General features: G+C 71.3%; 15 protein-coding genes and 1 tRNA gene. 9 read left to right on the forward strand and 7 right to left on the reverse strand.

Annotated features, from left to right (window positions below):
- Positions 1-192: 192 nt before the first annotated feature.
- The 5 genes from ACIGXO_RS26175 to ACIGXO_RS26195 are packed head-to-tail and all read left to right on the forward strand — an operon-like array spanning position 193 to position 6229.
- Entirely contained in the window at positions 193-864 is a 672-nt protein-coding gene (locus ACIGXO_RS26175) for a DUF779 domain-containing protein (RefSeq protein ID WP_399792143.1), read from the forward strand.
- A gap of 34 nt (positions 865-898) precedes the next feature.
- Positions 899-1165: a phosphopantetheine-binding protein gene (locus tag ACIGXO_RS26180; RefSeq protein ID WP_399791585.1), complete on the forward strand. Its 267-nt coding sequence runs from the start codon at positions 899-901 to the stop codon at positions 1163-1165.
- On the forward strand, positions 1162-2352 hold the full coding sequence (locus ACIGXO_RS26185; protein WP_399791588.1) for a cytochrome P450: 1191 nt from the start codon (positions 1162-1164) through the stop codon (positions 2350-2352). Before ACIGXO_RS26180 ends, ACIGXO_RS26185 begins: the two co-directional genes overlap by 4 nt.
- Complete coding sequence (locus tag ACIGXO_RS26190; RefSeq protein WP_399791590.1) at positions 2349-5462, forward strand: amino acid adenylation domain-containing protein; 3114 nt, start codon at positions 2349-2351, stop codon at positions 5460-5462. The genes ACIGXO_RS26185 and ACIGXO_RS26190 overlap by 4 nt, the downstream gene beginning before the upstream one ends.
- Positions 5459-6229, forward strand: coding sequence for a thioesterase II family protein (locus tag ACIGXO_RS26195; RefSeq protein WP_399791592.1), 771 nt, complete (start codon positions 5459-5461; stop codon positions 6227-6229). The genes ACIGXO_RS26190 and ACIGXO_RS26195 overlap by 4 nt, the downstream gene beginning before the upstream one ends.
- A 674-nt stretch (positions 6230-6903) precedes the next feature.
- Here the strand turns inward: ACIGXO_RS26195 and ACIGXO_RS26200 are convergent.
- Positions 6904-6977: transfer RNA gene (locus tag ACIGXO_RS26200), tRNA-Pro, on the reverse strand.
- 351 nt (positions 6978-7328) lie between these two features.
- Here ACIGXO_RS26200 and ACIGXO_RS26205 point away from each other — a divergent pair.
- Both ACIGXO_RS26205 and ACIGXO_RS26210 read left to right on the forward strand, forming a co-directional pair.
- Positions 7329-8045 (forward strand): transketolase, encoded by a 717-nt coding sequence (locus tag ACIGXO_RS26205; RefSeq protein WP_399792145.1) that lies wholly within the window; start codon positions 7329-7331, stop codon positions 8043-8045.
- A gap of 3 nt (positions 8046-8048) precedes the next feature.
- Complete coding sequence (locus tag ACIGXO_RS26210; RefSeq protein ID WP_399791594.1) at positions 8049-8963, forward strand: transketolase family protein; 915 nt, start codon at positions 8049-8051, stop codon at positions 8961-8963.
- A 126-nt stretch (positions 8964-9089) separates the two neighbouring features.
- Here ACIGXO_RS26210 and ACIGXO_RS26215 read toward each other — a convergent pair whose 3' ends face one another.
- Positions 9090-10019, reverse strand: a complete 930-nt coding sequence (locus ACIGXO_RS26215) for an alpha/beta fold hydrolase (protein ID WP_399792147.1) — start codon at positions 10017-10019, stop codon at positions 9090-9092.
- A gap of 177 nt (positions 10020-10196) precedes the next feature.
- Between ACIGXO_RS26215 and ACIGXO_RS26220 the strand changes: the two genes are divergently transcribed.
- Together ACIGXO_RS26220 and ACIGXO_RS26225 are read left to right on the forward strand one after the other, a co-directional pair.
- Positions 10197-13379 (forward strand): amidohydrolase family protein, encoded by a 3183-nt coding sequence (locus ACIGXO_RS26220; RefSeq protein WP_399791596.1) that lies wholly within the window; start codon positions 10197-10199, stop codon positions 13377-13379.
- A gap of 460 nt (positions 13380-13839) precedes the next feature.
- Positions 13840-15132 carry an acyl-CoA dehydrogenase family protein gene (locus ACIGXO_RS26225; RefSeq protein WP_399791598.1) on the forward strand — a complete coding sequence of 431 codons (1293 nt, stop codon included), beginning with the start codon at positions 13840-13842 and terminating at the stop codon, positions 15130-15132.
- A 116-nt stretch (positions 15133-15248) separates the two neighbouring features.
- On the opposite strand, the gene ACIGXO_RS26230 is transcribed toward ACIGXO_RS26225, so the two are convergent.
- The 5 genes from ACIGXO_RS26230 to ACIGXO_RS26250 are packed head-to-tail and all read right to left on the reverse strand — an operon-like array spanning position 15249 to position 19295.
- Positions 15249-15857, reverse strand: a complete 609-nt coding sequence (locus ACIGXO_RS26230) for a GAF domain-containing protein (RefSeq protein ID WP_399791600.1) — start codon at positions 15855-15857, stop codon at positions 15249-15251.
- Complete coding sequence (locus ACIGXO_RS26235; RefSeq protein ID WP_399792149.1) at positions 15854-16465, reverse strand: GTP-binding protein; 612 nt, start codon at positions 16463-16465, stop codon at positions 15854-15856. The genes ACIGXO_RS26230 and ACIGXO_RS26235 overlap by 4 nt, the downstream gene beginning before the upstream one ends.
- Position 16466: 1 nt before the next feature.
- Positions 16467-16868, reverse strand: a complete 402-nt coding sequence (locus ACIGXO_RS26240; protein ID WP_399791602.1) for a DUF742 domain-containing protein — start codon at positions 16866-16868, stop codon at positions 16467-16469.
- 2 nt (positions 16869-16870) lie between these two features.
- Positions 16871-17317 carry a roadblock/LC7 domain-containing protein gene (locus ACIGXO_RS26245; protein ID WP_399791604.1) on the reverse strand — a complete coding sequence of 149 codons (447 nt, stop codon included), beginning with the start codon at positions 17315-17317 and terminating at the stop codon, positions 16871-16873.
- The gene (locus ACIGXO_RS26250) at positions 17307-19295 is read right to left on the reverse strand and encodes a sensor histidine kinase (protein ID WP_399791606.1); all 1989 of its coding nucleotides are present in this window, start codon (positions 19293-19295) and stop codon (positions 17307-17309) included. Before ACIGXO_RS26250 ends, ACIGXO_RS26245 begins: the two co-directional genes overlap by 11 nt.
- Positions 19296-19520: the final 225 nt, after the last annotated feature.

Raw genomic sequence — 19520 nt, forward strand, 5'->3', positions numbered from 1 at the left:
TTCGGCGGCTACAAGAACTCCGGGTTCGGCCGCGAGAACCACAAGATGATGCTGGACCACTACCAGCAGACCAAGAACCTGCTGGTCAACTACTCCCCCAAGAAGCTCGGCTTCTTCTAACGGACACTCCCGGCACTCCGCCCGGCCGCAGAGCGGCTGCTCCGCCAACTCGCCGAGCGGCACGGGCCGCTGATCTTCCACCAATCCGTCCGCTGCTGCAACGGCAGTTCACCGAGGTGCTCCCTGCGCGGCGAGTGCCGGGCCGGCGGTGCGGATGCGCTGCTCGGGCGGGTCGCCGGGGCCCCCCTTCCGGATGGGCGCGAGCCAGTACGGGCGCTGGAGGCCACCCGCCTCGCTGTCGACATCGTCGTCGGCCCGGGCAGCGGCGGCTCCCCGGAAGCCTACGGTGACGGATGGTCAGCGGATGAGTGGGCGCCATTCGGAAGCGGTGCGGCACCACCCACCAACCCTCGGGGATCGACGAGTACGGGCGTCGATCCCCGAGTCCCACAGGTAAATCACCCGCACACGTTTCTAGGGCTGTTCCAGCACATGCATCTGCTTTTCTCGGTGGACCGCCGTGGACGCCACGGCGGTCCACGCGCCTGCGGGCCTTGTGGGAGGCCGGGCGGCAGCCACCGCAGGCGGTCCCGCCGGAATACGCGCAGTTGGTCGGTTGCACCTGCCGAGGGCAGCAGACCTGTTGGCCACACCGAAATCGGTGATCCGGACCTCGACAAGCGGTCACACCCACGAGGTCGCGGCCCCCTCCCTCACACCATTCGCGTCCAACAGCACGCCTACCAGAAGAGCGCAAGACGGCGCTTGCCACGAACACCCGCAACACCTTTGGAAGGCAAATAATGCGCCTGATAATGATCATCCGCAAAGGAACACAATGAATCGTCACGACTTCTACGCCGTTATCAATGACTTCATCTGCGACATCAACAATTCCCAGGGTGAGGATGAGGTGAAGCCACTTCAGGAGTGCGACAATTTCTTCGACCTTGGAGTACTCAACTCCCTGTCGATGGTGCGCCTCCTGGTTCGCGTCGAGGAGTTCCTGGGGCTGGAGATAGACGTCACCCAGTACGAGCCGGAGTCGCTGTTCACTCTCCGCGGTATGTACGAAGCCCTGGTCGCGGCGGAGCCGGCGCCATGAGCGGGGCCGGCAGCGTCGCGAATCAATCCCCGCCGACCTTCGATGTCACCGACCTGGCTTTCCAGCGCAACCCGTGGCCCGTGTATGCACGCCTGCGCCGAGAGCACCCACAGCTGCCCGCGGCGGACGGATCCTGGTACCTGTTCCGGCATGTGGACGTGCGTTTCGCCCTCAGCGCTCGTCAGCTGGCCATGGAACACCCCTTCCGGACCACCCGTCGGGTCTTTGGACCGTCCATGATCGATCAGGACGGCGACCAGCACCGCCGGCTGCGGCGCATCGCCTCCAGCAGCTTCGGCTCAGCCCATCTTGACGACTTACGAGTGGCGGCCATCGAACCGACCGTGGCGGACCTGCTGGATCAGATTGACCACGATCCGGCCGACCTGATCGCCCTGCTCGCGGAGAAACTCCCTGTCCGGATCATCGTAGGAATGATGGGCTTGCCTGAGCGGGACGCCGATGCTCTCTACGCCGCGCTGGCCACGCTCGTTGATCACCTCGACCTCGGCGTCGTGCCCCTGGCCGACGTGCTCGCCCGCCGCACCGAACTGCGCGACTACCTCGACCGGGTGATCTCCACTGAGGCGTACGGCGACGGCCTGGTCAGCCGGTTCGCCGCCGCCGCCGCTGCCGGCGTGATCACCCACGCCGCCGCACTCAACAACCTGCTGATGCTGTTGGCCGCAGGTACTGTGACCACCACGCTTGCCATCGGCAACCTGTTGACCGTGGTCCTGCGCCGACCGGGCGTCTATCAGCAATTGGTCGCCGATCCGAGCCTGATCCCCGCCGCGGTGCGGGAGAGCCTGCGGCTGGAACCGCCGCTGCACATCGTCACCCGGTTCGCGACCACCGACGTCACCGTGGGCGAGGCAATCGTCCCCGCCGGGGCTCCGGTGCACCTCTGCCTGGCCAGCGCCAACCGGGACGAGGCACGATTCCCCGACCCCGATGGATGGAATCTCACCCGCGACCCCCGCGACATGCTCGGCTTCGGCCTCGGGCCGCATGGCTGCCTGGGCTCCGGCTTGGCCCTGCGTGAGTTGGAGGCGGTGCTTACCGCGCTGGTCGCCCGCGCCCCCCGGCTGGAATTCGCCGACGGGCAGGGCACAGCCATCCAAGGCCGGTTGTTCCGCGGTGTGGCCGCCCTGCCGCTGCAGTTCTGCCCGGTGGTGACCGGATGAGCCCGTCGACTGTCCACGAACTGGTCGAACGGGCCGCCACGCAGTGGCCCAACTCCACCGCCCTCAGCGGACCCGACGCCCACTACACCTACGCCGAGCTGATGCGTCGCTCCGGCAGGGTCGCCGCGCGGCTGGGCGCCATGGGCGTTCGTCCTGGTGACCTCGTCGGCCTGCACCTGCCGCGGGCTGCCGACACCATCGCCGTGATGCTCGGGGTTCTGCGAGCCGGCGCTGCCTACCTCAGCATGGACCCCCGGCTGCCGATGCACCGGCTGAGCCTGGTAGCGCGCGAAGCGGCCGTCGCCGCGATCGTCACCGCGGACCCGGCAACGGCCGCGAAGGTGTACGACTGTCCACTGCTGGAACCGGCACGCGACCTGGTGGACGATGCCAGCTCGGTCCGGTCGGCATCCGTCGCCGGTGGCGATCTCGCGTACGTGATGTACACCTCCGGCTCCACTGGGCGGCCCAAGGGTGTGGCCATCGAGCACGCCGGAGTCGTGAACCTCATCGGCTGGCAGGTACGCACGTTGGGGATCGGCCCGCTGGACCGCACGACCCAGGTCTCTACTCTGACGTTTGACGCGTCGATCCTGGAGACCTGGCCATACTTGGCAAGTGGCGCATCGGTGCACGTGGTGCCCGAATCGGTGAGGGTCTTCCCGCATGCGCTGCGGCGATGGCTGCTCGACCGACGGATCACCCACACCTTTCTGCCCACCAATACGGCCGAGGAATTGATGAGGCTGGGCCTGCCACCGGACGCTACGTTGCGGGTACTGCTCACTGGCGGGGATCGGCTGCAGGCCCGGCCGACCCCCGACTTTCCGGCCCGGGTCATCAATGCGTACGGGCCCACAGAGACGACCGTCGTCGCGTGCGCCGGCGATGTACCTCCCGAAGGAACCGAGGACGGGCTCCCGCGCATCGGCACGGCCATCGATGGCACCTACATCCGGTTGCTCGACCCCGAGGGCCGACCGGTGCCGGACGGCACGCCGGGCGAGATCTGGATCGGCGGCGCCGGCGTGGCCCGAGGCTATCTCGGCTCCGACAACGTCGCCGCGCAACGCTTCCGGCCCGACCCCACGACAGCCGACCTGAACGCCCGGATGTACCGCTCCGGCGACCTGGCCCGGCGCGAGCCGGACGGACGGCTGGTCTTCCTGGGCCGGGACGACACTCAGGTCAAGATCCGTGGACACCGGATCGAACTCACCGAAGTGGAGAACACACTGGCCGGGCACCCGCACGTAGCCCGGGCGGCGGCGCTGGTCCAAGGCGACGGCGTCGACCGACGCCTGATCGCTTTCGTGGTACCTGCCTGCTACGACCTGGACCTACTGGCGATCCGCCGGGATCTGTGCGCCCGCCTGCCCTCCTACATGGTGCCCGAGGAAATCATCGCGCTGCGCGAGTTTCCGAAGAAACCCAACGGGAAGCTCGACCGGGACCGGCTGCGGGAGTTCACCCGGCCGGTCGACCTTCCGGATGCCTTGTTCCGAACCGCCACCAAGAACCCCGATCGTCCGCTGATTTTTTACGATAAGAGCGGACACTCGCACACCAGCACGTATCGCACGCTCATTGCGGACGCGGAGAGCTATGCGGCGAGGCTGATCGCATCGGGTGTCCGCCGGGGCGACAGCGCAATAATCCTGCTGAGCACCAATCAGCGGTTCGTGGTGCAGTTCTGGGGCTGCCTGCTCGCCGGGGTCACCGTCGCCCCGATGACCCGTGAGGGAATGAACCGGGATCCCCGAGCGCTCAGCAGACTCTGTGACCTGCTGGACGACCCGTGGTTGATCGTCGACGACCAGCCACTGTCACTGCCCACCGGCCGGCCGGACCTGGCGGCCAGAGTGCTGGACCTGGACGACGACTCCGGCACCCTCCCCGCGCCGGGCAACCCTCGCACCCCACCGGGCGAACCGGACGATACCGCAGTCGTCCTGCTCACCTCCGGCACCACGGGATCCGCCAAGGGCGTCGCATTGTCCCATCGGCAGATCCTGGTACGGACGTTCGCCGCGGCGGCGCTGCTCGGCACCACCGCCGCCGACACCACGCTCAACTGGTTCCCGCTGGACCACGCCGCCGGTCTGGTGATGTCGCATGTGGCCGACGTCTGTCTGGGCGCGGCTCAGGTGCACGTAGCCACTGCCTACATCGGCGCCGATCCGCTGCGGTGGCTCGACTTGCTCAGCACGCATCGGGTCACCGGAAGCTGGGCACCAAATTTCTCCTTTGCCCAGGTCAACGAGGCGTTGGCCACGGCTACGGAGCGGCCCGACTGGCAGTTCGACGCTCTAAAGGTGATCGTCAACGGCGGACAACCCATCGACGCCGGGGTCGCCGCCGAGTTCCTCTCCCGCCTGGCACCCTTCGGACTGCGATCCACGGCCATGGTTCCGGCCTGGGGGATGACCGAGACCTCCACAGCCGTGGTGTACTCAACGGATTTCGCCCCCGACCGGGACGGCGCGGCCGACGAGGTGGTGATCGGCACACCACTGCCCGGCTGGGAGATCCGGATCTGCGACGACGCGGGGGCCGTCGCTCCTGCCGGCACCCGCGGTTCCCTCGAGGTCCGCGGGCCGAGCGTCATCGCTGGGTACCTCCGGCCGCCGTCGGCCGAAGGCGTAGAGGAGTCCGCCCCGCCCGCCGGCAGTTGGTTTCGAACCGGGGACACCGCACGCATCATCAATGGTCTCCTCGTCATGGACGGCCGGGCCAGGGACATCGTCACCGCCACCGGCAGGGTCGTCTCCTTCCAGGAACTGGAACGCTCTGCGGGTCGGGTCGACGGCGTCCGGCAGGGGTGCATCGCGGCCTGCTCGGCGTCGGGGGCCGGCACTGACAGTTCGTTCCTGATGTTCGTCTCGGTATCGGCGGCGGCCTCAGCCGACACGGGCCGCCTTGCCGATCGGGTGGCGGCCCGCATCATGGCGGACACCGGGCTCGCTCCCGCTGCCGTCGTGGTGATCCCACCCGAAGCCTTTCCCCGGACCGCGATCGGCAAGGTACGCCGGGCAGATCTCGCCCGCGCGTACATCGCAGGGGCGTTGCCCACCGACCGGCCCGCGCCCATCGAGCAGGAGGTCCGATGAACACCCATAGGGAGACCACAACGCCGGCCGGCGCCTGGTTCCCCTACGACCGCCCGGCCGCTACCGCCCGGCACACTCTGATCTGCCTGCCGTATGCCGGTGGGGGTGCCAGCGCCTACCTGCCGTGGCGCAGCGCCGGGCCGCTGGGGGCGGACCTGTGCACCGTCCAGCCTCCCGGCCGGGAGGGCCGGGGCGGGGAGGAACCGCTGCGCACGATGGCCGCACTCGTCACCGCCTGCGCGGCGGCGCTGGTCACCCGGATCACCCGGCCGTACGCCCTGTTCGGACACAGCCTGGGCGCGCTTACGGCGTTCGAACTCGCCAGAACGCTGCCGACGCTCGGTCTGCCGGCGCCAGTACGGCTGTTCGTCGCAGCCGCCCGGCCACCGGACACCTGGCCGCTCCCCGGCGACCTGCACAAGCTGAACGACGATGCCATCCTCAGACACCTGCGCCCGCACGGGCAGGTGCCGGCGGAGTTGGCGGACCACCCCCGGCTACGGCGCCAGGCACTGAAGACGATCCGGGCCGACCTGGAAATCTGCTGCACCTACCGGGTGACGGGCGGGCCGATCGACACCCCGATCACCGTGCTGGGCGGCACCGAGGATCCGATTGTCCCAGCCGCTGACCTGCCGGGCTGGTCTGCCTGGACTACCCGCGGAGCCGAGGTCCGGCTCAGTCCAGGCGGTCATTTCCTCGACCGGGCCCGCTGGGCCGCGGCCCGAAAGCTGATCGAGTCCCAGGTTGCCGCCGACCTACTTTGACAAAGGGGGCAGTTCACCGAGCGTTGGGGGGTGCGCTACGCGCATGAAGGCACGACCATCTGGACCGAGCAGCGGCCGGCCGTCGACACGGTCGGAGCTTCCACCGAGCCCCCAGTCGGTCAGCTGACGGCATCCCCTCGCGGCGTTGACGTGCAGCGGGCGCGGCCCGGAGGCGCCAGAGGGGGCCCCTTCTCGGCAACGGGCGAATCGGTGAACCGCCGCCGACACCCTGACCAGGCGTCTCCGGGTCGGCCGCCGACCCGCGCGCTGTCACCATCACACCCCCCTGTCGACGACAAGGGGTGGCGGGAGTACTTCTCTGCTAAATGTTGTCCCGTAACTGGTGTGACTGGTGGGTCGTTGGTTGGGCATGGGTGGGGGGGACCACTCCCGGAGCGCAAAAGAGACCACTCTCCACGACCCCCTTCGCACTCTTGGGAGCATGCCGACCCCTTGGCCGGAAAAGTCGGGGAGCACCTGGTCCGTGGGGTGGGAGCACGCCGAGATCGACCCGAACGGGCGACCAGGAATCGATCAGAGTTCACGGCGCTCGCGGTGCTTGGGAGCGATGGGAGCAACTTGGGAGCGAACGAGCGCTCCCAAGTTGCTCCCGGACATGCGTCAGGGGCCATCCGAAGATGGCCCCTGAGCTGCGGATTGAACCGACATCGCTGTCGGGACGACAGGATTTGAACCTGCGACCCCTTGACCCCCAGTCAAGTGCGCTACCAAGCTGCGCCACGTCCCGGTGCCGGGCCGGCTCGGGGGATTCCCGGGCGGCCGTGCACGAGAACAATACCCCATGTCAGAGGGTGCGCGCTGCGGGATAGCGGGAGGGGTGAGTGAGGTGGGTGAGGTGAGTGGGATGGCCGGGGCGGGGTGAGTAGCTCTACTCATGTTGCGCGGGTCGCCGGGCGGCACGCTGCTTCTCATGAGCACACCATCCCTTCAGCGTCCGACGACGACTGCCTTCCTGAGCGCGGATGACGCCCATCGGCCTTGAGGAGCGCGGCTTGGCCCATCGCCGCTCGCCTCATCGGCTTGAGCGCTTGACCTCAACTTTGGTTGAGGTTGCACGGTGGGTGGCATGACGGATGTGATGAGCGACCTCACGAGGGAGCGGGACGGGTACGCACCGCTTTCGTACGACCGCCTGGCGTACCTCATGGGGCTGATGACCGGGGACGAGAAGCACGGGCCCGCGGCGACCTCCACGCTCGACGCGCTCTGGGTGCTGTACGACCGGGTGCTGCGGGTCTCGCCGGACAGTGCCGAGGCCCCGGACCGGGACCGGTTCCTGTTGTCCAAGGGGCACGGGCCGATGGCGTACTACGCGGTGCTCGCCGCGAAGGGATTCTTTCCGGTGGAGTGGCTGCCGGGGTTCGGCGGGTACGACTCGCCGCTCGGGCACCATCCGGACCGGCGGCTCGTGCCGGGCGCGGAGATCGGCAGCGGGTCGCTCGGGCACGGGCTGCCGCTCGCGGTGGGTACCGCGCTCGGGCTGCGGGCGCAGGGGCTGACCGGGCCCGCGGTATGGGTGCTGATCGGCGACGCCGAGCTGGACGAGGGCAGTAACCACGAGGCGATTGCTTATGCGGGGCCCGCGGGGCTGGACAGGCTGCATGTGGTCGTCCTGGACAACGGGTCGGCTTCGTATCCGAGGGACGGTGGGATCGCCGCGCGGTTCGAGGCGGCGGGGTGGTCCACGCGCACGGTCGACGGGCGGGACCACGACGCGCTGTACGCGGCGTACACCGCGCCGCATCCGGGACGGCCGCACGCCGTCGTCGCCCGCGTCGAGCCGAAGGAGGCATGAGCCATGGACACCATGACGGACACCATGCGGGAACGCTTCGCCACGGTTACCTCGCAGCTGTTGGACGACGATCCGCGGCTGGCCGTCGTGCTCGCCGAGATCGGCGTGGCCGGCTTCCGGGAGGCGATGGACCGGCACCCGGACCGCGTCCTGAACGTCGGTATCCGGGAGCAGCTGCTCGTGGGCGTGGGCGGCGGGCTGGCGCTGACCGGGATGCGCCCGATCGTGCACACCTTCGCCAGCTTCCTGGTCGAGCGGCCCTTCGAGCAGGTGAAGCTGGACTTCGGGCATCAGGGGGTGGGCGGCGTGCTGGTCAGCGCCGGTGGGTCGTACGACTGGCCGGCCGGGGGCTTCACCCATATGGCGCCGGGGGACGTGGCCCTGATGGACACGCTGGACGGGTGGACCGTGCATGTGCCGGGGCATCCGGACGAGGCGGAGGCGCTGCTGCGGCACGCCGCGGCGGCCGGCGACGACAAGGCGTACGTACGGCTGTCCCTGCAGACCAACAAGGCACCGCGGGCGGTGGACGGCCGGCGGTTCCTGACGGTGCGTGAGGGGCGGGCGGGGACCGTCGTCGCGGTCGGGCCGATGCTGGACAGTGTGCTGGCGGCGACCGAGGGACTGGACGTCACGGTGCTGTACGCCACGACCGTACGGCCCTTCGACGGCGCGGCGCTGCGGGCGGCGGCCGGGGCGGCGGACGCCGCCGACGTCGTACTGGTCGAGCCGTATCTGGCGGGCACGTCGGCGGCGGCCGCGGGCGAGGCGCTGCAGGACACCCCGCACCGCGTGCTGGGCCTCGGTGTGCGGCGCGAGGAGCTGCGCCGTTACGGGGACATGGCGGCCCATCTGGCGGCGCAGGGGCTGGACGCGGGGTCGCTGCGGGGGCGGATCGCGGGGTTCATCGGGGGGTGAGGGGTGGGGGTGGGGGGCGAGGGGTGGGGGCGGCGGGGCGCGCGTTCCTGGGCAGGGCCCCTCCCTCTCCCCAATTCGGGGAAGTGACGAGGCCCCCTCCCCCACCGCCGCCACACACTCCTCAAGCTAGCGGCCGCCACTGACAATGTGCTTGTCCAGCCACGCCAGCAGGTCCTGCTGCACCTCCTCCCGGTTCGTCTCGTTGAGGATCTCGTGGCGGGCGTCCGGGTACGCCTTCCAGGTCAGGTCCTCGGTCCCCAGGTAGCGGAAGTCCTCCAGCAATTCGTAGACCAGCGTCATCCGCTGGTTGCAGGGGTCCTGGTCGCCGACGGCGAGGTGGACCGGCAGGTCGCGGGGCGTACGGGCCAGGTTGGCGGGGTCGTTGACCTTGCGGGCCGCGCGTACCCAGTCCAGCGCGAGCCCCGCGCAGAAGGGGAAGCCGCAGTCCTCGTCGGCCACGTAAGCGTCGACCTCGGCCTCGTCCCGGGAGAGCCATTCGAAGCCGGTGCGGTGCGGATAAGGATCGTTGAACGAGCTGAAGAGGCGCGGGATGAAGTCGGAGAGCGCGGTGCGGCCGCGCTCCGCCGCCTCGGCCTCCAACGCGCCGATCGCGCCCTCGATCTCGGCGCCGGGCAGCGTGCGGAAGGTGCCCGAGAGGATCAGTCCGGCCAGCCCGTCGGCGTACTCCTGGGCGTAGTCGCGCGCGAGCATCGAGCCCATGCTGTGGCCGAGCAGCACCAGGGGCACACCGGGGTGCAGCCCGCGCGCCGTGTCGCCGATGGCCTTGAGGTCGTCGACGATGCGGCGCCAGGCGTCCTCGCCGACGACGCCGCGGCCGCCGGTGGACACGGCGGTGGCGCCGTGCCCGCGGTGGTCGGAGGCGAGTACGCCGTATCCGTGTGCGGTCAGGAAGCGGGCGAAGCGGTCGTAGCGGCGGGCGTGTTCGGCGGCGCCGTGCGCGATCTGTACGAGGGCGTGCGGGCGGCCCGACTCGGGGAGCCAGCGGTAGGTGGCCACTCGGGTGCCGTCGGGCGCCTCGTGGAAGTCCTGCTGCATGGCGTCGTCTCCTGACTGCTGACGCGGGTGGGCGGACCAGGACACCTTCTCCTCCGGTGGCCGGGCGCGCCAAGGGGTGGTGTGCGCGGTGTTGACCTGTCCGGTCCGGTGCATGGAAAGATCGGCGGGTTCCTGACCGGTTGTGCACCACACGTATCCCCTGTCGTAGGAGGACCGTTGGACACCACGGACAGCTCCCCGGACGCCCTCGCCGGCCCCGCCCCCTTCTCCCGCCGCCGCTTCCTGCAGGGCACCGCGACGGCCGCGGCCGCCGTGGGCCTGGCGGGCGTGCCCGTGCCGGCCACCGCCCGGGCCGCCGACACTCTCTCCTTCACCGCCGCCACCAATGGCGCCGCCACCCTCGCCCCCGATGGCGGGCGGCTGATCGCGGAGATCCAGAACGTGCTGTGGTCGGTGCCGCGTTCGGGCGGTACGGCGACGGCGCTCACCCCGCCTCTCCTGGAGCCGACTCGTCCGGTCTTCGCGCCGGACGGCAAGCGGCTGGCGGTCTGCGGGTACCAGGGCGGCCAGTTCCACATCTGGACGCTGGCCCCGGACGGCTCGGCGCTGCGCCAGGTCACCGACGGGCCGTGGGACGACCGGGGGCCCGCCTGGTCGCCGGACGGCACGCGGATCGCGTTCGCCTCGGAGCGCGGCGGCGATCCGGTGGCGGGGAGCCCGTACCGGATCTGGGTCCTGGAGCTCGCGAGCGGGAGGCTGACGCGGGTCACGGGGGTGCCGGACCAGGAGGGCCCGCACCAGGGCGGCGCGTGGGAGGACTTCGACCCGGTGTGGGCGCCGGACGGCGCGCGCATCTGGTTCGTGCGGGGCCGGATGGCAGGGGCCGCGCTGGAGTCCCGTACGGTCGCGTCCGTGCCGGCGGACGGCCGCGGGCCGGTGGCCACCGAGCACACCGAGACGGCCGCCGCGCAGGTCATGGTGCCCGCGCTGTCACCCGCCGGGCGGCTCGCCTACGTGCGTACCACCGCGGCACCGGGGCCCACGTGCACGCTCGTCGTGGACGGCGCCGCGGTGCCGGTCGAGGGTGACGTGATGCCCGTGCCGCCGCGCTGGATTTCGCGCGAGGAGCTGCTGGTGACCGTGGGCGGGCAGTTCACCGTCGTACGGCCGGAGCGGCCCAAGGACGCCGAGGCCATCCCGTTCACCGCGGCGATGCCGGTGGAGCGGCCGCGGTACCGGGTCAAGGACTACGGTTTCGAGCGGGGCGGGGCGCGCCCGGTGCGCGGCGTCCATCTGCCCGCGCTCTCCCCCGACGGCCGCCGCTTCGCCTTCGCCGCGCTCAACGGGCTGTGGGTGGCGTCCACTTCGGGGGGCGTGCCGCGCCGCATGGTGAAGACGGGCCCGACGCGTTACCTTCTTGCGCCGTCCTGGACGCGGGACGGCCGGGCGCTGGTGTACGCGGACGACCGGGACGGGCTGTACGCGGTGCGCCGCCGGGATGTGGCGACGGGCGAGGAGAGCGTGCTCGCGGAGGGCGGCCGGGTGCATCCGGCGCTCTCTCCCGACGGGCGGCGGCTGGCCGCGCTGGACATGTCGGGCAATCTCGTGGTGCGGGATCTCGATGCCGGTACGGAGCGGAAGCTGGCGGCGCCGCTCGGCGCGGGCGGGCTGCCGGGGCGGCCGAGCTGGTCGCCGGACGGCCGGTACCTCGCGCTGTGCGACCGCAACCGGCTCAACCAGCGCTTCCGCGAGGGTTACAACCTCATCCGGGTGGTGGACACGACGACGGGCGCGAGCCGGCTGCACGCGGTCGACGCGCACGTCTCGATTTCCGACCGGTACGACTCCGGCCCGGTGTGGTCGCCGGACGGGAAGTGGCTGGCGCTGGTCGCCGAGTCCGCGCTGTGGCTGCTGCCGGTGCGGCCCGACGGTACTCCGGACGGCGCGCCGCGGCAGCTGACGGAGGAGCCGGCGGACCATCCGTCCTGGTCGGGCGATTCCCGTACGCTGCTCTACCTTTCGGCCGGGCGGCTGCGGCTGGTCGACGCGGGCGGCGGGACGCCGCGTACGGTACCGCTGCGGCTGGATCACCGGCGGGCGCCGACGGCGGACACGGTCGTGCACGCGGGCCGGTTCTGGGACGGCGTGGGCGAAGGCGTGCGGGACGACGTGGACGTGGTGATCCGGGACGGGCGGATCGCGTCCGTCGCGCCGCACCGCGCCGGGCGCCGCGCGGCGAACCGGGTGGACGCCTCCGAGCGCACGGTGATCCCGGGGCTGTGGGATTCGCATACCCACCCGTGGCAGCTGACGTACGGCGGGCGGCAGACGGCGCTGCAGCTGGCGTACGGGATCACCACGGCGGTGTCGTTCGGTGGCTTCTCGTACGAGCAGGCGCGGCTGCGGGAGGCGGTCGCGGCCGGGGTGCTCGCCGGGCCGCGGCTGCTGAGCTGCGGGGAGCTGCTGGACGGGGCGCGGGTGGCGTACAGCATGGGGCGCGCCCACCGGACGCGTGCGGGGCTGCGCCGGTCGCTGGCCCGGGGTGCGGCGCTGGACTGGGACTTCGTGAAGACGTACGTGCGGGCGCCGGGCTGGATCATGCAGGAGGCGGCGGAGTTCGCGCACGAGCGGCTGGGGGTGCGGTCCGGCAGCCATCTGCTGACGCCGGGCGTGCAGCTGGGGCAGGACCTGACGACCCATCTGCAGGCAACACAGCGGCTGGAGTTCGGGCATGCGACGTCGGCGGCGGCCCGTACGTACAGCGATGTCGCCGAGGTCTACACCGGGACCAATTTCCATCTGGTCGCCACGCCCTTCACGGCGGGGGTGCTATTGGGTGCCGATCCGGGGCTCGCGGACGATCCGCGGGTGACGGCGCTGATGCCGCCGTGGGACGTGGCGCTGGTCGAGGAGGACGCGGCGCACCGGCCGACGGAGACGGAGCTGGCGGACGTCGCCCGGGAGACGGCGTTCTACCGGCGGGTGCTGGCGCAGGGCGGGCTGGTCGCGCTGGGCACGGATGCGCCGCTGATGCCGATCGGGCTCGCGCTGCACCTGGCGCTGCGCGCGCTGCACGGGTCCGGTCTGACCGTCGCGCAGACGCTCCGCACGGCGACGGCGCTGCCGGCCCGGGTGTTCGGCGCCGAGCGGGACCTGGGGACGCTGGAGGAGGGAAAGCTCGCGGACCTGGCTCTGGTGGACGGCGATCCGTTCCACGACTTCGACACGCTGGTCCGCACGACGGGAGTGCTGCGCGGCGGGCGGCTGTACGAACAGGCGGATCTGGTGGGCGCGTTCGCGGCGGAGCGGCCGCGGGTGGCCCGGGCGGCCGGGGCCGAGGACTGGCGGGCGGTGGGCCGGCAGCTCCGGCGGGACTCCTGCTGCGGACCCGAGCACTGACCGTACGCGGGACCACCGGCCGTACGTGAGGGGAGGCGTCGGGTGGCGCGGGCGGCGTGCACGGGTGTACGGCACCGGCAGACCGTTGCCCGCCGCCACCTGACCCGCCCCCGGTCCGCCGGGACGAGTGGCCTACGTGCGTGCGCTACGCCTTCAGTGGGTGACGAGATCACGATGAAATTCGGTCACACGTACCTACTCGACGAGCAACTCTGATCACTCCCGCCTCAGTTCTGCATTTCCGCATGTGACAGCCCCACGGGGTGGTGAAGGATCAATGCGCACTCCAATGTCTTCGCATAAATGCGGTGAGTAGAGGTTTTATGCGTCCTGCACCAGGTATGCCAACGGGTATTGCACTCGGGGTAACCGCAGAACAACTGTCCGGATTCGATCGAGGGATGACCCACCGGATGACACAGAGCAACTAGCACGGACGCATCGCGGAGGAGGGCTCGTCTTGCATCGCTACTTCACCGACCAGCGACATGAGGCACTCCGGCAGAGGGTGCGCGACTTCGCCGAGCGCGAAGTACGCCCCCGCATAGCAGAGATGGAGGCAAGCCGTTCCGTTTGCCATGTCCTGTCGCGCCGGATCGCCCGCCAGGGGTGGATCGGCGCGACCGTCGAGCGCGGGTACGGCGGCATGGGCGCCGGTCACCTGGCCAAAACGTTGATCATCGAGGAGCTCTCCCGGGTCAGCGCCGCCATGGGCGCGATGGTGCAGGCGTCCCAGCTCGGCGTCGCGAAGATCATCCACTTCGGCAGCGAGGAGCAGAAGAAGACCTGGCTGCCCGCCATCGCCGCGGGCGAGTGCCTGCCGACCATCGCGGTCACCGAGCCGCACTCCGGCGGTCATGTGCTCGGCATGACCAGCAGCGCGATCCGCGACGGCGACGACTACATCCTCAACGGCCGCAAGATATACGTCGGCAACAGCCATGTCGGTGACCTGCACGGCGTCGTCGTGCGCACCGGCGAGGGCTCGCACGGCCTGTCCGCCTTCCTCGTGGAGCACGACCGTCCCGGCTTCCGGGTCGGCCCGCAGGCGGCCACGATGGGCCTGCACGGCTTCAGCTTCGGCGAGCTCTTCTTCGACAACTGCCGGGTCCCGGCGGCGAATCTGCTCGGCCGGGAGGGCGACGGACTGTCCGTCGCCTACTCCTCCAGCGTGCTGTACGGCCGCCCGAACCTCACCGCCGTCTCCCTCGGCATCCACCAGGCGGTCCTGGAGGAGACCGCACGGTTCTGCGCGGAGCGGCACCGCTACGGCAAGCCGCTGCACGCCCTGACCAACATCAAGCTCAAGCTGGGCCGGATCCAGTCCCGGCTGATGACCGCACGGCTCGCGGCGTACCACGCGGTGCATCTGCTGGACCGGGGCGAGAACTGCGACGCGGAGCTGATGAACGCCAAGCTCGTCAACGTCGAGTCGGCCATCGAGTCGGCGCGCGACGCGATGGACATCCACGCCGCGTGCGGGCTGTTCACCGACCGCCCGGTGGAGCGCTACCTGCGGGACGCGCATCACATCTTCGCGCCGGCCGGCACCTCCGACGTCCAGCTGCTACGGCTGGGCGAACTGGCCCTGGGCGCGGCACAGGGCGAATGGTCCGGCCGCCTTTCGGACCGGGTCCGCACGGAGGACCGGATGGACACGGACGGCCGGACGGACGCGGAGGACCGGACGGAGGAGTACGACCCGTACGAGCATCACCACGCGTACGCGGGAGCGGGCCTGCTCACCGGGTGATGTCACAAGGCTTACTGCGGGAGGAGCGCTGCGGGAGACCACGCACAACGGGCCGGTGGGGCCTCGCTGTCACAGCGAGGCCCCACCGGCCTGTCGGTCCCCGAGCGCGGGCGGGCTCACAGCCCTTCCGTCCGCTCCTGCTCCATCAGATGGATCTGGTCGACCAGCCGGGCCGCCATGGACTTGATGGTGGCCAGGCCCTCACGGCCCCACGGGCGCGGTTCGAGGTCCACGACGCACACGGTGCCCAGCGCCATGCCCGTACGGTCGATCAGCGGCGCGCCGAGGTAGGAGCGGATGCCGATCTCGTCGACGACCGGGTTGCCGGCGAACCGCGGGTAGTCGCAGACGTCCTCCAGGACCAGGGCCTTGCGGCGGACGATGACGTGCGGGCAGTAACCGTGGTCGCGGGCCATCACCCGGCCCGGCTGCGCGCTGGCCGGCGCGGGCCCCAGCTCGACCGGTGCCTGCTCCTCGGCGGGGGTGTAGAGACCGGCAAAGTACTGCCGGTGCTCGTCGATGAAGTTGACCATGGCATACGGGGCCTGGGTGGTCCGCGCGAGGTTGCGCGCGAAGTCGTCGAAGGCGGGCAGCGGTGCCTCTCCGATGCCGAGCGTACGCAGCCGGGCGACCCGCGCCGGCGCCTCGTCGTCGTCGGGCGTCAGCAGGAGGTGCCGGGTGGGGTCGTAGGTGGGGGCAGGCAGACGGGACGCGGGCCGGTTCATGGCAGCTCCGTAGCGAAGGCGGGGGTCAGAAGGTGCTGGACGAGGGAGACCAGGACGTTGGTCGCGGAACTGCAGTGCCGGGCGTCGCACAGCACGACCGGGGTGCTGGGTGAGAGGTCTATCGCGGCGCGCACCTCGTCCGGTTCGTAATGGAAGGAGCCGTCGAACTGGTTGACCGCGACGATGAATTCGATGCCGCGGCGCTCGAAGAAGTCGACGGCGGAGAAGCAGTCCTCCAGGCGCCGGGTGTCGGCGAGGACCACGGCGCCGAGCGCGCCCGCCGACAGCTCGTCCCACATGAACCAGAAACGCTGCTGGCCGGGCGTGCCGAAGAGGTACAGCACGTGGTCGGTGCTGACGGTGATCCGCCCGAAGTCCATCGCGACGGTGGTGGTGGTCTTCTGCTCGACCCCGTCCAGGCAGTCGGTGCCGATGCTGACCTGGGTGAGGAGTTCTTCCGTGCACAGCGGTTCGATCTCGCTGACGGCACCGACGAAGGTGGTCTTGCCGACCCCGAAGCCGCCCGCGACGAGGATCTTCAGTGCGGAGGGAAAGGGGTCGCCGTTGGGTGTGGTGTCCGGGGCATACGGTTCAAAAGTGCTGGTCATGTCAAAGGCGCTGTCGGAGTCCATGCAGCACCGCCTCCAGGAGTGCTCGGTCGGTATGGGGCGACGCGCCTTCCGGGGACTGCGCGGGGGCCCGTGCGGTGAGGGCTCCGCAGTCCACGAGGTCGGCGAGGAGCACCTTGGTGACCACCGCCGGCAGCCGTATGTGGGCGGCGACCTCGGCCACCGAGACCGGGCCGCCGCACAGCCCGAGGACCTGCATGTAGTCCGGGCCCTGGCACGTCACCGGTCGCTTGCCGGTGGCGATCACCATCGTCAGCAGGTCGAAGTGCGCGGTCGGGCGGGTCCGTCCGTTGCTGACCGTGTACGGACGGACCAGGCGGCCGGCCTCGTCGTCGAGCCAGAGCGGCTCCGACCCCTGCCGTCGCCGGCGACGTACCGCCATATTCAGTGCCCGCCTGCCTGCGCCTGATGCCGCGCGGGCGTGGCGAGGTAGGGCCGAACGCTCTTGACCAGCATCCCCATCTCGTAGCCGAGGACGGCGACGTCGGCCTCGCGGGAGGCGAGCACGGCGAGGTTGGCACCGGAGCCGGCGGTGGAGACGAAGAGCAGGGTCGACTCCAGCTCGACGACGACCTGGAGGACGTCGTCGCCCTCGCCGAACCGGACACCGGCGCTGCGGGCCAGGCTGTACAGGCCGGAGGCGAGCGCCGCCATGTGGTCGGCGCTGTCGGGCTCGAAGCCGTGTGCGGCCTTGACGAGCCCGTCGGAGGAGAGCAGCAGGGCGCTGCGGGCGTGCGGTACGCGCTGGACGAGCCCGGTCAGCAGCCACGACAGGTCCGTCGTCGGCCGGGCGACGTGTCGCTGGGACTGTACGTGAACGTCACTCACCATGATTCTGGTCGTCTCCTCGGGGGCGGCTCTGGGCCAGTCCGGTGCGGGTGTTGTCGTACGGGGCGCCGCTGTCGTAGGCGGTGCTGTCGGCGGCGCTGCTGCTGCTGCTGTCGTAGCCGGTGCCCCGGTCCGCTGCCGCGGCGTAGGTGTCGTCGGCGCGGGTGATGCCGCGCCGGAAGGCGGCCATCAGGTCCGGGTCGTGCTCGGGCTCGGGGCGTCCCGCGGTGCGGGTGCCGCCGGGCGGGGTGGGGTCGGCGCGCAGTTCGGGGACGAGATGCTCCTGCTTGCGGCGGCGTGGCAGCCGGGGGCGGTCGCCGGTGTTCTCGGGCGGGGGCGGGGGCAGGACGACGGGGCCGGGTCCGGTCTCGGGCCCGGGGGCCGCGGCGGCGGTGGGAGCGTCCGCCGCCGCGGTCCGGCCGCCGCCGGGGGCGCGCGCATCGGCGTGAGCGGCGTCCCGGCGCGGTTCGTTGGGCCCCGCGGCGGCGCCTTCCGGGGCGCCCGTCGCGGTGTGGGCGCCCGTCGCGGTGTGGGCGCCGGCCGTGGCGGGGCGTGCTGCCGGTGCGGGCCGGGCGGGGGCCGGGGCAGCGGCGGGGCCGGGGGCCGGTGCCGGGCGGTCCGGCCGCGGGGGTGCCGCGGGCGGCAGCGGGCCGGCGTCGAGGTCGGCGTGGCCGTTGGCGGTCCGCAGGACGCGGCGGCGCGGGGCCTCGGCGGGCGGCGCCGCGACGGCGGCGGGCCGGGCGGCAGCGTCGGCCGCTGCGGGCTCCCCCTCGGCCGGCTCGTCGCCCAGCAGGCCCTGCGGCAGGATGAGTACGGCCTGTACGCCGCCGTAGATGTTGCTCTGCAGCCGGACGACGACGCCGTGCCGGCGGGCCAGCGAGGAGACCACGAACAGGCCGATGCGGCCGTCGTTGAGCAGCTCGGCGACGTCGACGTGGTCGGGGTCGGCGAGCAGCGCGTTCATCCGGTCCTGCTCCTCGACGTCCATGCCCAGGCCCCGGTCCTCCACCTCGACGGCGAGCCCGGCGGTGACCAGCTGGGCGCGGAGCAGGATGTGGGTGTGCGGGGCCGAGTAGACGGTGGCGTTCTCGACGAGTTCGGCGAGGAGGTGGATGACGTCGGCGACGGCGTGGCCGCGGAGCGTGCCCTCGATGGGCGGTACGAGCTTGACGCGCGGGTACTGCTCGACCTCGGCGATGGAGGAGCGCATGACCTCGGTCATGGTGACCGGGCGGGACCACTGGCGGCGGGAGATGGCGCCGCCGAGGACGGCGAGGTTCTCGGCGTGCCGGCGGATGCGGGTGGCGAGGTGGTCCACGTGGAAGAGACCTTTGAGCAGATCGGGGTCCTCGACCCGGTTCTCCAGCTCGTCCAGCAGCTCGATCTCGCGGTGGACCAGGGACTGCAGGCGCCGGGCGAGGTTCACGAAGACCTCGACCTTCTGCTCGCTGCCGCTGGCGTTGCCGCGGGCGATGGCGACCGCGTCGATGACGGCGGTCTCGGCGGCGCGGCCGGCGGCGGCGACGTCGTGGACGAGGAGGTCCAGGGTGTCGCCGGCCGGGCGGGAGAGCGGTTCGGGGGCGCGCTGCTGGAGCCATTCGCCCTGGCGTACGCGGTGCACGAGGGCGTACAGGTCGGACTGGCTGCGGGCGCACACCTCCCGCAGGCGGGCGTAGCGCTGGATGGTGGCGCGGGCCTCGGAGGTGGCGGCGGCGCAGGCGACCGCGGTGATGCCGCACACGAGGGCGAAGCCGCAGCCGAGGACGGTCCAGGCGGCGCCGCTCAGCGGTTGTCCGCCGGACCGGGCGATGAAGGCGGTCACGGCGGAGCAGGTCGCGGCGACGAGCAGGCAGGGCACGGCCGCGAGGCGGACGAGGCGGACGCGTATGACGGAGTCGGCGGCCGTCTCGCGGTGCGGTACGCGGCTGTGCCGGGCGCCTTCGCGGTCCCGCCGCCGCCCGGGCAGCGGTGCGGGAACCATTCCCCTTGTCCCTCCGGCCCCGTGGGATTCGGGGGAATCCTGGGACACGTCGGTCCCCGTCCCCTGGGGAAATGCAGCAGGCATCGGCGCCCTCCGGATCGGCCGTCTGCGGTTCGCGGAGCACGCACGCTAGTTGTTGCGGAGGGGCCGATCAGATGGACTTCGAGGTTTCGCTACCCCGCGCCACCTCCTTGAGTTACCGTCCCCCGCACGCCAGTACGAGGT

It is taken from the genome of Streptomyces sp. NPDC053542 (genome assembly GCF_044544685.1).
Taxonomy (GTDB): Bacteria; Actinomycetota; Actinomycetes; order Streptomycetales; family Streptomycetaceae; genus Streptomyces.

Bases quoted from the DNA above. Each gene is read 5' to 3' on its own strand.
- ACIGXO_RS26180 (WP_399791585.1), top strand. From the start codon at position 899: ATGAATCGTCACGACTTCTACGCCGTTATCAATGACTTCATCTGCGAC.
- ACIGXO_RS26185 (WP_399791588.1), top strand. From the start codon at position 1,162: ATGAGCGGGGCCGGCAGCGTCGCGAATCAATCCCCGCCGACCTTCGAT.
- ACIGXO_RS26190 (WP_399791590.1), top strand. From the start codon at position 2,349: ATGAGCCCGTCGACTGTCCACGAACTGGTCGAACGGGCCGCCACGCAG.
- ACIGXO_RS26195 (WP_399791592.1), top strand. From the start codon at position 5,459: ATGAACACCCATAGGGAGACCACAACGCCGGCCGGCGCCTGGTTCCCC.
- ACIGXO_RS26205 (WP_399792145.1), top strand. From the start codon at position 7,329: ATGAGCGACCTCACGAGGGAGCGGGACGGGTACGCACCGCTTTCGTAC.
- ACIGXO_RS26210 (WP_399791594.1), top strand. From the start codon at position 8,049: ATGGACACCATGACGGACACCATGCGGGAACGCTTCGCCACGGTTACC.
- ACIGXO_RS26215 (WP_399792147.1), bottom strand. From the start codon at position 10,019: ATGCAGCAGGACTTCCACGAGGCGCCCGACGGCACCCGAGTGGCCACC.
- ACIGXO_RS26230 (WP_399791600.1), bottom strand. From the start codon at position 15,857: ATGAACCGGCCCGCGTCCCGTCTGCCTGCCCCCACCTACGACCCCACC.
- ACIGXO_RS26235 (WP_399792149.1), bottom strand. From the start codon at position 16,465: ATGACCAGCACTTTTGAACCGTATGCCCCGGACACCACACCCAACGGC.
- ACIGXO_RS26240 (WP_399791602.1), bottom strand. From the start codon at position 16,868: ATGGCGGTACGTCGCCGGCGACGGCAGGGGTCGGAGCCGCTCTGGCTC.
- ACIGXO_RS26245 (WP_399791604.1), bottom strand. From the start codon at position 17,317: ATGGTGAGTGACGTTCACGTACAGTCCCAGCGACACGTCGCCCGGCCG.
- ACIGXO_RS26250 (WP_399791606.1), bottom strand. From the start codon at position 19,295: ATGGTTCCCGCACCGCTGCCCGGGCGGCGGCGGGACCGCGAAGGCGCC.